Annotated in this window: 12 protein-coding genes; 5 read left to right on the top strand and 7 right to left on the bottom strand. The window is 62.8% G+C overall.

The annotated features are described in order from the left end of the window. Nucleotides 1-79 precede the first annotated feature (79 nt). On the top strand, nucleotides 80-286 hold the full coding sequence (locus G4223_RS08125) for a cold-shock protein (RefSeq protein ID WP_163677528.1): 207 nt from the start codon (nucleotides 80-82) through the stop codon (nucleotides 284-286). Nucleotides 287-470: 184 nt separating this feature from the next. On the opposite strand, the gene G4223_RS08120 is transcribed toward G4223_RS08125, so the two are convergent. After that, nucleotides 471-2,093: a GGDEF domain-containing protein gene (locus G4223_RS08120; protein WP_163677526.1), complete on the bottom strand. Its 1,623-nt coding sequence runs from the start codon at nucleotides 2,091-2,093 to the stop codon at nucleotides 471-473. Nucleotides 2,094-2,193: 100 nt separating this feature from the next. On the opposite strand from G4223_RS08120, the gene mnmA reads away from it, so the two are divergent. Both mnmA and G4223_RS08110 read left to right on the top strand, forming a co-directional pair. Then, nucleotides 2,194-3,276 (top strand): tRNA 2-thiouridine(34) synthase MnmA, encoded by a 1,083-nt coding sequence (gene mnmA, locus G4223_RS08115; RefSeq protein WP_241004009.1) that lies wholly within the window; start codon nucleotides 2,194-2,196, stop codon nucleotides 3,274-3,276. 80 nt (nucleotides 3,277-3,356) lie between these two features. Continuing rightward, nucleotides 3,357-3,812 carry a ferritin-like domain-containing protein gene (locus tag G4223_RS08110; RefSeq protein WP_163677520.1) on the top strand — a complete coding sequence of 152 codons (456 nt, stop codon included), beginning with the start codon at nucleotides 3,357-3,359 and terminating at the stop codon, nucleotides 3,810-3,812. Between the two features lie 60 nt (nucleotides 3,813-3,872). Here G4223_RS08110 and G4223_RS20210 read toward each other — a convergent pair whose 3' ends face one another. The 5 genes from G4223_RS20210 to G4223_RS08090 all read right to left on the bottom strand — a co-directional run bounded on the left by G4223_RS20210 (nucleotide 3,873) and on the right by G4223_RS08090 (nucleotide 8,534). Beyond that, nucleotides 3,873-4,001, bottom strand: coding sequence for a hypothetical protein (locus G4223_RS20210; protein WP_277395024.1), 129 nt, complete (start codon nucleotides 3,999-4,001; stop codon nucleotides 3,873-3,875). An 81-nt stretch (nucleotides 4,002-4,082) separates the two neighbouring features. Continuing rightward, the gene (locus tag G4223_RS20365; RefSeq protein ID WP_163677517.1) at nucleotides 4,083-4,853 is read right to left on the bottom strand and encodes an ATP-binding protein; all 771 of its coding nucleotides are present in this window, start codon (nucleotides 4,851-4,853) and stop codon (nucleotides 4,083-4,085) included. Further along, nucleotides 4,840-5,520: an STAS domain-containing protein gene (locus G4223_RS08100; RefSeq protein WP_163677513.1), complete on the bottom strand. Its 681-nt coding sequence runs from the start codon at nucleotides 5,518-5,520 to the stop codon at nucleotides 4,840-4,842. Before G4223_RS08100 ends, G4223_RS20365 begins: the two co-directional genes overlap by 14 nt. 19 nt (nucleotides 5,521-5,539) lie before the next feature. Beyond that, on the bottom strand, nucleotides 5,540-6,793 hold the full coding sequence (locus G4223_RS08095; RefSeq protein WP_163677511.1) for a SpoIIE family protein phosphatase: 1,254 nt from the start codon (nucleotides 6,791-6,793) through the stop codon (nucleotides 5,540-5,542). Between the two features lie 433 nt (nucleotides 6,794-7,226). Continuing rightward, nucleotides 7,227-8,534 (bottom strand): dicarboxylate/amino acid:cation symporter, encoded by a 1,308-nt coding sequence (locus G4223_RS08090; protein WP_163677507.1) that lies wholly within the window; start codon nucleotides 8,532-8,534, stop codon nucleotides 7,227-7,229. A gap of 245 nt (nucleotides 8,535-8,779) precedes the next feature. Between G4223_RS08090 and G4223_RS08085 the strand changes: the two genes are divergently transcribed. Both G4223_RS08085 and G4223_RS08080 read left to right on the top strand, forming a co-directional pair. Beyond that, on the top strand, nucleotides 8,780-10,414 hold the full coding sequence (locus G4223_RS08085; protein ID WP_163677504.1) for a sensor histidine kinase: 1,635 nt from the start codon (nucleotides 8,780-8,782) through the stop codon (nucleotides 10,412-10,414). Then, the gene (locus G4223_RS08080) at nucleotides 10,414-11,742 is read left to right on the top strand and encodes a sigma-54-dependent transcriptional regulator (RefSeq protein ID WP_163677501.1); all 1,329 of its coding nucleotides are present in this window, start codon (nucleotides 10,414-10,416) and stop codon (nucleotides 11,740-11,742) included. Before G4223_RS08085 ends, G4223_RS08080 begins: the two co-directional genes overlap by 1 nt. Before the next feature lie 6 nt (nucleotides 11,743-11,748). On the opposite strand, the gene G4223_RS08075 is transcribed toward G4223_RS08080, so the two are convergent. Further along, nucleotides 11,749-12,216, bottom strand: coding sequence for a CYTH domain-containing protein (locus tag G4223_RS08075; RefSeq protein ID WP_163677498.1), 468 nt, complete (start codon nucleotides 12,214-12,216; stop codon nucleotides 11,749-11,751). Nucleotides 12,217-12,449 lie beyond the last annotated feature (233 nt).

The raw sequence follows: 12,449 nt of genomic DNA, 5'->3' as shown, positions 1-12,449 counted from the left end.
CATACCTGGACTTGCCCGTAACAGATTTGATGCGTGTGGTTACGTAGCCACAGGCAACGCCGGACTATGGGAGACAGATATGTCCACTGGCATCGTGAAATGGTTCAATTCCACCAAGGGTTTCGGCTTCATCCAACCGGAAGACGGTTCGGCTGATGTGTTCGTTCACATCTCCTCCGTCGAACGCTCGGGGATCGGCAACCTCTGCGAAGGGCAGAAGCTGAGCTATGAGCTGGAGCGCGGACGGACCGGCAAGATGGCCGCGGTCAACTTGCGCGTCGCCTGATCCGTAAACAGGCAATAAGAACTCCGCCCGGCGTCGCCGGGCGGAGTTTTTTTTGGTTCATCGCCGGATTCCGGGAGACGGATGCCCGCCAATAAGGCGTCATTCCCGCGAAAGCGGGAATCCATGGCACCATGGACCCCTGTGTATTCGAGATGTGGGCGGTCTGATCACGCCACGATCTGGATCACACCATGATCTGGTCAGAGGCGGCGATCTCGATGCGGTCGCGGCCTTGTTCCTTGGCTCGGTAAAGGGCCCGGTCGGCCCGCTTCAACAGCGTGTCCAGGCTGTCCCCCGCTTGCCGTTGGCAGATGCCGGCGCTGAAGGTGAAGGGGGGCGTGCTGCCTTCGGCGGCGGTGGCGTTGTGTTCGGCCAGACAGGAGCGCAAGCGTTCCAGCATCACCAACGCCTGACGGTCGGCGGTGGCGGGCAGGGCCAGGACGAATTCCTCGCCGCCCCAACGACAGACGACGTCCGTGGCGCGGGCCATGTCGTGCAACAAGGCGGCGATCAGCGCGATGACGTTGTCGCCGGCACAATGCCCGTATGTGTCGTTGATGGACTTGAAATGGTCGAGGTCGATGATCGCCAGCGACAGGGGCACATTGTCGCGTTCGGCCCCGGCGCAAGCCTCCGCCATGCGGGTGTCGAAGCTGCGGCGGTTGTAAAGACCGGTCAGCGGGTCGCGTTCCGCCATGGCGCTGACTTGGTCGAGAAGAGAGCGCGATTCGGCGGTGGCTTCGGCGATTTCGGTTTCCAGCCGCCGTGTCGCCAAGCGAACGGAAGTGATCAGCAGAACCAGCACGGCAAGGAAGCCGGCGACCGCCATCAGGATGCTTTCTTTCACGTCCTGTTGGGCGGCGCCCATCAGGTCGCTTGCATCCTGCCATGCGGCGACCATGCCGGCAGGGGGCGCCCTGTCGCCGGTGGACGGCGAGAAACCGTCAAGCGGAAAGGTGGTCAGGCCGAACCAACGCCCGCCTTCGACCCGGATCAGGCGGGTTTCGGTGTCGGTCGAGATCCGCTGAGGAAGGTTGGGAAGGAAACGGCGGGTCAACGCCGGGTTGGACGAGGCTTCCATGACCCATGGACCGGCGACGCGATCGGGACTGAACTGCGTGTCGCGAACCTGGGTCGACAAGCTTGCGATGGCACCGCGCTCCAACAAGATGGCCAAACCGCATTCCGCCGTGGGGCAGATCGGGACCAGCATGGGGTCGAACGAGGTGCCGAGTTCGACCATTCCGACCATCCGGCGGTCGTCGCCGGAATCGAAGACCGGGCTGATGGCGCTCAAGCCGGTGGACCAGCGCCCGATCTCGAATCCCGAAACCACGTGCGATTGTGCGGATACCTCGCGCAGCATGGCGGAATGCCCGGTGGCGTTGTCGCCATGGCGATAGGGCTGGTCCGAACGCAGGAACGCCGTGCCGTCGGGCAAATAGAAAGCCAATTGCCGCAAGAGGAAGCGAAATTGCAGATCATGCCAGCGCCGGCCGACGATTCCTTGCAATTGCTGGCGGATGGCCTCGGCCGCGGTGGCGTCTTGTCGCTGTCGGGCGGTCTGGCCGCTGTCGAGATGGCGTTTGACGTCCTCGACGCCGGCGATGAAGTTGGCGATGGCCGACAACTGCATTTCCGTCGTCGCCTTGGCGATCAGGAAGCCTTCGCGCAGGGTGTCGCCGCGTTCATGGACGACCTGTTCCACCCGTCTCAGGGCGGCCTGACGGTTGGCCCAGACCAGTCCGGCTTCGCTGAGCGACAGAACCGCGCTGACCAGGAGGACTATTTTCGTGCTGCGTTGCATTTGCCGCGGACACTAGCGCGGCCATTTTTTGGAACCAGTGAAGCTTTGGTGACGACGCGGGGGACTGGACGAGCGGGCCGCGCGTCGCTATATGGCAGCGATGAATTCCACGAAAGGCCGCATCGTCGTCGCCATGTCGGGGGGCGTCGATTCCTCGGCCACCGCCGCGCTCCTGATGGAACAGGGGTGGGAGGTGGTTGGCGTCACCTTGCAACTCTACGACCATGGCGCGGCCGTGTGCCGGCCCAAGACCTGTTGCGGTTCCAAGGACATCCACGATGCCCGCGCCGTGGCCGACGCCTTGGGCATCGCCCATTACGTCATGGACATGGAAAGCACCTTCCAGGCCGACGTGATCGATCCGTTCGCCGAATCCTATTTGCGTGGCGAGACGCCGATTCCGTGTGTGCTGTGCAACCAGACGGTCAAGTTCCGCGACCTGTTCCAGGTGGCGCGCGACCTTGGCGCCGATGCCCTGGCGACCGGGCATTACGTGCGGCGCGAGGACACGGCCCAAGGCCCGGTCATGTTGAAGGGAATCGATCCCACCCGCGATCAAAGCTATTTCCTGTTCTCGGTGACCCGCTCCCAGTTGGACTTCTTGCGCTTTCCCTTGGGCGGGATGCTGAGCAAGGACGAAACCCGCGCCATCGCCTTGCGCCATAATTTGCCGGTGGCAACCAAACGCGACAGCCAGGATATCTGTTTCGTTCCTGACGGTGATTATGCGGGTTTGCTGGAACGGTTGCGCCCCGGCGCCATCCTGGACGGCGAGATCGTGCATGTGGATGGCCGGGTGTTGGGTCGCCATGCCGGAATCGTCCACTACACCATCGGCCAACGGAAAGGGCTGGGGGTAGGGGGCGGCGCACCGCTTTACGTGGTGCGGATCGAGGCGGAAACCCGCCGGGTGGTGGTCGGCCCGCGTGAAATGCTGGGGCGAAGCCTTATCCGTCTGCGCGCCGTCAACTGGCTGGGCGAGGACGAAGGCGAGGATGTCGCCCTTGAGGTCCGGGTGCGTTCGACCCGGCCTCCGAAGCCGGCGCGGCTGACCCGTCATGGCGACGGCACCGCCACGGTGTTCTTGGACCAGCCCGAAGAGGGAGTGGCTCCCGGCCAGGCCTGCGTCTTTTATCGCGGCGAGCGGGTGCTGGGCGGTGGTTGGATCGTATCGGCCCAATAATTAGGCTGGAATTGCGATTGCACAAAAGTTAGCCTTACCTCCTTCCGCCAGCGATTCCCCCCGCACGCAAGGAGTTGGGCATGAAGTCGGTCGAGGAGTTTCTGGTCTACGCCGCCCGTCTGGAGCAAGAGGCGGCGTTGCGTTTCGATGAATTGGCGGACGTGGCGTCGTCCTTCGCCAACAAGGATGTGGCGGCGTTCTTTCGCCAGATGGCTCACTTTTCCCGCCTGCATCTGGAAGAGGCGCGCAAACGCGGTGGTTTCCATGACTTGCCGGAAATCGGCACCGGCCAGTTTCAATGGCCGGACGAGGAAAGCCCCGAGGCGGCGGCCATTTGGGGGGCTGACCCCAACATGGATGTCAACCAGGCCATGGAACTGGCGCTTGAGGCGGAGTTGCGTGGATTGGCTTTCTATCAGGACGTGCTGAACGCCTCGGACGATCCCGAGATCAAGGCCATGGCCCGCGAATTCGTCGAGGAAGAGGCCGAACACGTCGCCGCCATCGAACGCTGGATCGGTCGTTTGGCGGCTTGAAATCTTATGATCTCAAGCGGGCGGTCTGGGCCGTCCGCTTCATAGGAAAGACAAAAACGGTCAGGATGCGTCCCGCCGCACCTCGGCCAGGGCGCGGGCCACCAACGAAGACGGCGCCGTCAGGATGGTGAAGCCTTCACGCGCTAGCCACGCGGAAACTTTCGGCACGAACAGGGGCGGAATCGACATGTCTTCCAATCCTTGCAGCGGCAAGTTCAGGCGTTTCAACACTGCCTGAAACATTGCTGCGATGCAACATGCCGCGATGTGTCAAGATTGGTCGCGGCGGAAATCCATGATCAAGCGGCGGCCGCAATCCATGGCGGCGACGGATTGCGCCATCCGGCGGATCAGGTCCAGTCCCCGGCCGCTCTTGGCGTCCGAGGCCAAAGGCGTGTCGAGCACTTGGCGCACATCCCAGCCGCGTCCCTGGTCGTGTACTTCAAGCCTCAGCATGGTCCCCAAGGGACGGCACGTAAGGTTGATGCGTCGCGACGACAGGGTGGGGGTGCTCAACGCCTGTTCCAAGGCGGTGCGATAGGCGCGCAGATGTGCCGCGCTGCCCCTCAGGCTGCTGTCCAGTTCCAGGTTTCCGTGGATGATGGCGTTGGACAACGCCTCGTAAAGAGCCAATTCCATGGATTGTTGGCATGACGGCGCGTCGAAGCGGCGGCTGACGGCGTTCATGAACTGGCATGGAATGTCGTGTCCATAGGCGGCCGCGGTGGTCAGGGACACGGCGACCCCTCCCTGTGCGATGGTCGCCGCACAATCCTTCCACACCGCCGGAATGGTTTCAGCACGGTCGGGAGCCACCTCGATGAAACCCGAAAAATCGCCGGACAAGGCGCGGGACAGCCGCCATGGGATGGCCGGAGCCATCAAAAGACATGGTGTTGGTCCCATCGGCATGCATTCCACATAGGGAATAAGGTCCACCCCCATCCGCTGGCAGGCGTCGATCAGGGACTGGGCCGGTGTGAACCCGTCATAAAGGGCCAGGATGCGCGGGATGGTCGCTGTGCCGTCAGCGTTGTTCACGGACGTCCACCAACGTGTCGATTGCTGCCAGGTCCAGCAATTGCGATACCCGGCCGGAAGGAGAGGCGAGGACAAGGTGGGTGTTGTTGCGCGCGGCTTCCTCGCGTGCGATCAGCAACATGGACAGACCCGCGGAATCCATGAATTCCAACCCCTTGAGATTCAATGTCAGGGTGGTCTCCGCGCAGGATTCGATGGCCGACAACAAGGCTTCGAATCCTTCGTGGTCGTTGAAGGTGAAGCGTCCAGTCAACATGACGACAAAGCCGTCCTCTCCGTCGGCGACGACCGGACCGATGGTCAATCCGTTATGAATTGGCGCCAACGGCGGCAATTTGGCGCTTGGCCCCAGGGGCGGGGTGTTTTCCCCTTCGATGGTCAGCAGGGTATCAAGGTTGGACAACGCGAATATGCGTTTGACCGCCCCTTGCGGATTGCGCACGACCAGACGGTTTCCCGCTTTCTTGACTTCATCGAGAGCCACCAGGAAAAGGCCGATTCCGAAAGAATCCACGTAATCCAGCTGACCGATGTCCAGGATCAGGGTGCGTCCGGTTCCCGTTCCCATGTCGTCGAGCACCGGTCGCATGGCCTCGTTGTCGGCGAAGGACAGCTTTCCGGCCAGACGGTAAACGGGTTCCGGTCCTTCGATGTGGCTGATATCCATTTTTGTTCCGCTTCAGTGTTCAACAGCGCCGGATGTGGACGGCTGTCAGGTCGTCCTCGATCGGATGGCGGGCGCGGACGAAAAATTGGTTGAGCAGGTCCTCAAGGCAGAATCCAGCGGAATTGGCGGTGGCGGTCCGCAGCATTTGCCCCAGGTTTTCTTCCCCGAGCATTTCTCCGTTGAGGCCGGTGCTTTCCGTCACCGCGTCGGAATAGAGGAACAAGCTGGTTCCGTGGGGAAAAGCGATCCGGCGATTGTGGTAGGAGGCGTTGGCCGCGATGCCGAGCGGCGTGCCTCGGGTGTCGAGCATGACGATGGAACCGTCCGCCCCCAGCAGGGCCGGACCGGGATGACCGGCCGCCGACCAGACCAACTCGTCTTTCTCGGTGTCCAGGATGCCGAGAAAAATGGTGGCGTATTGTCCGGGGGCCAGCAACCCGTTGAGCGAATGGTTGAGGACGCCAAGGGTCGCCGCCGGGTCGTTCGGGTTCGGCAGGTGCTCTCCCATCAGCGTATGAAGCCGGAACACGTTCAGCGCGGCGCTGATGCCGTGCCCGGAAAAGTCGAAGGCGAAGAACCCGATGCGGTTGGCGCCGCAATCCAACATTCCCCAAAGGTCACCGCCGATTCCCGAGGACGGTTCGAAATAGGCTTCGACCGACAGGCCCAGTTCTTCAAGTCGTGGCGAAGCCGTCGCCGGGCGTGGCAGCAGGTTGAATTGCATGGCACGCGCGGCGTCCAGTTCCCGACGCAAGGTCTGTTGTTCGCGTTCAAGCTTGCTGATCAGCTTTTCCCGCTCGATCAGGGTGGCCATGCGCATGATGGCGTAGCGGATGGCGCGGGCGACCACCGGACCGGAATCGTCGCCCTTGACCAGATAATCCTGGGCTCCGGCCTCCAGCGCACGGCGGGCGAAGGCCGGATCGGAATTGCCGGTCATCACCACCACCGGAACCTGCGGGGCGCTGTCGCGCAAGCGGGTCACCGTGGCGACGCCGCTGGAATCGGGAAGAGACAGGTCAAGCAAGACCACATCTACCGTCGTGTTGCCCAAGATGGCCAGGGCGTCGCGCAAGGTGGCGGCGTGGGTAATGACGAAAGTCTGGTCAGGCGTTTCACGCAAGGACAGCGACACCAATTTGGCGTCGGCGGCGAAATCCTCCACCAGCAACACACGCAGGATGTCGCCGAAAGCGGTGCCGCCGTCGTTCCAGGCCGTCGGCGAAGGGGCCGGGCGGCAGTCGGCGGCCAACGCCGCCGGGGCGGTGATCACCGACAACCCGCATCGCGACCGTGCCGTTACGGTACAGGGGGACGGTGACTGCGCCCTGTGCGTCAAGCTGTTCATTCTCCGCCTCTGGTCGAGCGATCCATGAAGGCACATTACTTCTTTAGTATTAATATTCTTTTGGGGCGTCGTAAATCGCCGGTTAACAGCATGCGGGTATTTGATAACCAGTCTGCTCCTCGGGCATCCCTGACGGATCTGCCTTGGAAATGGGCAAGGCCGAGGATTTCAGGCGTTACCGACGCCTGCCGCACTTGCTCACGGCTTATCGACAGACTTATCCACCCGATCTGTGCATGACCCGAAACGAAGAAGCCCCCGTCCGCAGGGACGGGGGCTTTTCTGCCGCCGGGCTCTTGGGGCTTGCGGAACACCCGGCGGCGGCCGGAAGACGGGGGAGGAGGTCCGTCTGCCGGTTTCAGATGGCGGCCAGGGCCGGCTCGCGGAAATGGCTTTGGTATTCCTCGACGGCCTTGGATTCGTCGAATTCCTTTTCCATCTTGGCGACGACGATGGTGGCGACGCCGTTGCCGATCAGGTTGGTGATGGCGCGGGCTTCGGACATGAAGCGGTCGACACCCAGCAACAGCGCGAGCCCTTCGATGGGCAAGGTTCCGGTGGCCGAAAGCGTGGCGGCCAAGGTGATGAAGCCGCCGCCGGTCACCGCCGCCGCCCCCTTGGAGGTCAACAGGAGCACCGCCAGGATGCTGAGCTGTTGGGTCAGGGTCAGGTCGATGTCATAGGCCTGGGCGATGAAGATGGCGGCCATGGACAGATAGATCGAGGTGCCGTCGAGATTGAAGGAATAGCCCGTGGGAATGACCAGTCCGACCACCGGCTTGGCGCAGCCGAAACGCTGAAGCTTATCCATCATGCGCGGCAGGGCCGATTCCGACGATGACGTGCCCAGCACGATCAAAAGTTCGTCCTTGATGTAGCGCAGGAAACGCCACAGGCTGAAGTTGTAGATTCGCGCGATGCTTCCCAGCACCACGAAAACGAACAGCGCCATGGTGATGTAGACCGAGGCCATCAACTGCCCCAGCGAGGCCAGGGACGACACGCCGTATTTGCCGATGGTGTAGCTCATGGCGCCAAAGGCGCCCAGGGGGGCCACGCGCATGACGATGCCAATGACCCCGAACATGACGTGACCAACCTTTTCCAGGAAGCCCTCGACCATCTTGCCGCGGTCGCCCATGGCGGCCAGGGCCACGCCGAACAGGATCGAAAAGAGAAGGATCTGCAACAGGTCGCCTTTTTCAAAGGCGCTGACCACGTTCTCGGGAATGAGGTTCAGGATGAATGACACGGTGTCGTGTTCATGTGCCGCAGCGGCGTACTTGGCCACGGCCTTGGCGTCCACCTGTCCTTGAACCACATGCATTCCCCGGCCCGGGCCGATCAGGTTGACGACGATCAGGCCGATGGCCAAGGCGAAGGTGGTCACCACTTCGAAATACAACAGGGCCTTGCCGCCCACCTTGCCGACCTTCTTCATGTCGCCCATGGAGGAAATGCCGGTGACCACGGTGATGAAGACGATGGGACCAATGACCATCTTGACCAGACGGATGAAGGCCTCGCCCAGGGGTTTCATCTTCACCGCAAGGTCAGGGACGAAATGCCCCAACAGGACCCCGATGGTGATGGCGGTCAGAACCTGAAAGGTCAGGTTGGTGTAAAACTTGCCTTTCGTCTTTTTTGGTGCCGGAGCAGGATGCATCTCGGTTTCCTCTGGTGTGGTGGCATGGCCCCAAGGGCGGGTGCGCCGATTTCCTGCGCAAACCCTGTGCCAACAGCAAAGGCGTTGTAATTGCTTTGTTTTTCTATGCCGCGTGGGCGGGTTCCCGCACGGTCTCCGCAAAAATTCGTGCGGATTTCCGCACGGACTAAAACATTGTTTTCCGTTGCGCGGCTCGCCTTTCGGGTTTGCTGCGTCGCCTTCCGTCCGCCCGACAGGAAATTGCCATGACGGCCGAGCCTTTTGTCTCTTTTCCTCCCCATGACCGGTTTCCCTTGCCCCGGCTATGGTTCGGGGCGTTGCTGGTGCTGGTGCCGCTGGCGGCGTGGCTTTGCGGGGTCGGAGGGGAAGCCAGCGCCATGGCCGATATCGCCGCCCAGGTCCAGGGCCGCGCCGACCTGTTCCGAACCTTGCTGCAACGCGAACTGGAACGGCCGGCCGGGGTGCCCCTGGCGTTGTCCCGCGCACCCTTGGTGGCCGACGCCCTGGCCGGCGACGGTGCCGCCGCATGGCAATTGAATGGCTTGATGGCCGATCTGGTGCGCGACGCCGACCTCAGCGATCTTTACGTGATGAACCGGGACGGCGTGGCCATTGCCGCCAGCAATGCCACGGCCGGGGACAGTTTCGTCGGCAAGGACTTCTCTTTTCGTGCGTACTTCATCGATGCCATGCAAGGGCGTACCGGCCATGAATTCGCCTTGGGAACGACGTCGCACGTTCCCGGTTACTATGTCGGCCAGCCCGTTCTAGGCACGGGTGGGGCGGTGATCGGCGTCGTGGTCGCTAAGATCGAGTTGGCCCGCTTGGAGCGTTTATGGGCCGACAGCCCGGAAAGCCTGTTGTTGACGGACCGGGACGGGACGGTGCTTTTGACCGGCGATCCGGCCTTGCGCTTTCATCCGATGCCGCCGTTGGACGGCCATAGCTTGGCCGTGCAGCTTGATCTGGCTGGTGGCGAATGGCGGTTGAGCGTGCTCAGTTCCACTCGCATGGCGCAAAGCCGCCGGTGGAGTTGGGCGGTAGGCGGCTCCATCGCCATGACGGCGTTGTTGCTGGCGGTGTACGTGGTGGCCGAAAGACGGCGCAGTGTCCTGGCCTTCGCCGCGTTCGAGCGTCAAAGCCGCGCGGCCCTGGAGGAAGAACTGAAATTGCGTACCGCCGAACTGGTCCAGGCGGCCAAGTTGGCGACCATCGGTCAGATGGCGACCGGCATGGTGCATGAAATAAACCAGCCGCTGGCCGCCATCCGTGCCTTTGCCGGAAACGCATTGCGTTTTCTTGAGTTGCAACGTCATGACCGTGTTTCGGCCAATCTGAACGAGATCGCCGGCCAGGCGGATCGTCTGGGCGAGATCGCACGCCGGCTCAAGGGATTCGCGCGCCGGCCGGATGGCGAACTGGCGACGGTGGCCTTGGCGCCGGCGGTGGAGCGGGTGCTGGCCATGGTGGGATCGCGCCTGCGTGAACAGGGGGTGACGGTCGATGTCGATCTGGGCGCGAACACCGTGATGGTGCGGGCTGAACAGGTGCGGTTGGAGCAAGTGCTGCTCAATCTGGTTGCCAACTCCCTGGACGCCATGGCGCGGGTCGAGTTCGGCGCCTTGTCCATCCGCATTCATCCGGGATCGCGAAAAACCGCGCTGGTGGTGGCTGACACCGGTCCGGGCATCGCCCCCGAATTGCTGTCCGATTTGTTCGAGCCGTTCACCACCACAAAACCGGCGGGCGAGGGGTTGGGGCTGGGGTTGTCCATCGCGTCGGCTATCGTCCGTGATTTCGGCGGCAATCTGAGTGCCGTCAACCGTGTCGAAGGAGGCGCGGCCTTTACGCTTGAATTGCTTAACGCGGAGCTTGGCTGATGGATACCGTTCTGTTGGTCGACGACGACCGGCCTGTCCTGACGGCCGGGGAACAGACGCTGGAACTGGCCGGGTTCTCGGTGGTGGCTTGTGCCACCGGCGAACAGGCGTTGGAACTGCTGGACCGGGCCCGTCCGGCGGTGGTGGTGACGGACCTGCGCATGCCGGGAATCGACGGTATGGAGTTGTTGGCGCGCCTCCGTGCCCACGACCCGGAATTGCCGGTGGTTCTGGTGACCGGCCATGGCGACGTGGCCATGGCGGTACGGGCCATTCGGGAAGGAGCCTATGATTTTGTCGAAAAACCGGCGCCGCCCGAGATGTTGGCCGACGTGGTCCGGCGTGCCGCCGAACGGCGACGGCTGGTGTTGGAGAACCGCCGCTTGCGGGACGAACTGGCCGACGCCAACAGCCGTGCCATCATCGGTCGCACGCCGGCCATCGAACGGTTGCGTCAGACCATCGCGGCCGTGGCGGACACCGACGCCGACGTGCTGCTGTGGGGGGAAACCGGGACCGGCAAGGAATTGGTGGCCCGCGCCCTGCACGCCCAGGGCCGGCGGCGCGAGCGCCCCTTCGTGGCGCTCAATTGCGGTGCCATGCCGGAAACTATTTTCGAAAGCGAACTGTTCGGGCACGAGGCCGGCGCCTTCACCGGTGCCGCCAAGCGCCGGATAGGGCGTATCGAGCATGCCAGCGGCGGCACCTTGTTCCTGGACGAAATCGAAAGCATGCCGCTGACGCTTCAGGTCAAGATCCTGCGCACGCTTCAGGAACGCGCTGTGGAACCTTTGGGGTCCAACGAACTGGTGCCGGTGGACTTGCGCGTGGTCGCCGCCACCAAGGTGGATTTGAAGCAGGCGGCGGCCGATGGCCGTTTTCGCCAGGATCTCTTTTACCGCCTCAACGTGGTCGTGGTGCCGTTGCCGCCACTGCGTGACAGACGTGACGACATTCCGCTGCTGTTCCGGCATTTCGTGCAACTGGCCTGTGGCCGTTACAACCGCGAGCCGCCGGCTCTGGAGGGGGGACGGCTCGACCGTCTGATGGCCCATGATTGGCCGGGAAACGTGCGTGAGCTGCGCAATGTCGCGGATCGGTTTGTCTTGGGGCTGGGATTGCTGGATGGCGACGTTCCGCATCAGGATGGTGGCGCCCTGACTTTGCCTGAACGTGTGGATATGTTTGAAAAGACGGTGATCGAGGCGGAACTGAACCGTCATGCCGGCAACGTCGCCAAGACCATCGAGGCGTTGGGACTGCCCCGCAAGACCTTTTACGACAAGCTCAAGCGTCACGGCCTGGTGCGGGCCGAATACGAAGGGTGAGTGCCGTCAGGCGGCGACCGGTTGCCACCCGGAAAGCGCCAGGCTGGAATTACCGTAACGCGGGTCCCAGGTGACCTCGCGGACGGCCCAGTCGGGGCGCAGGAACATCTGCGCCGGATCGGTCAGTTCGATTTCGCCGATGATCAGCCCTTGGTGGCGGCCGCCGAACACGTCGACCGCCCACCCCAGTCCCCCGACCGCCACGGCGTAGCGGGTCTTGTGGATCAGGGTTTCCGCAGGCAGCGCCGCCAAAAGGTCAAGAGCGGCGGCATGGGGAATGGGGATTTCGGTTTCGTTGCGGCAAAAGCCGAATTTCGGCCCCTTGCAGGTGAGCAGGCCGCGGTCACCGTCCACCCGGACACGGGCATTGCCCTGGGGGCCAGCCCACAGATACCCCTGAACGATGTCGTGGCCGGGGCCAAGGTCCAGGTTCAACACCTGTGGCGAGGCGATGAAACGTCGTTCGATTTCCACGCCCACTGGCCCATCCTCCGAAAGGTGGAAACCATGTGGGCAAAGCTTGCCACGCCTGTCGCCCGGAACAAGTCCGTTGCAGGATATGCTGCCATGCGGAATCGGTATTTCGCGGTGCCGACAAAAGCGAAAAGCCCTTGAAAACGGCTGTTTCCAAGGGCTTTCGGCTCGCGTTCGTTTGGTAGCGGGAGAGGGACTTGAACCCCCGACCCCAGGATTATGATGCCTGTCCG

It is taken from the genome of Magnetospirillum aberrantis SpK (assembly GCF_011022235.1).
GTDB classification, from domain to species: Bacteria; Pseudomonadota; Alphaproteobacteria; order Rhodospirillales; family Magnetospirillaceae; genus Magnetospirillum; species Magnetospirillum aberrantis.
The sequence above is the reverse complement of the archived record's forward strand: the minus strand, read 5'-3'. Positions and strand labels throughout refer to the sequence as shown.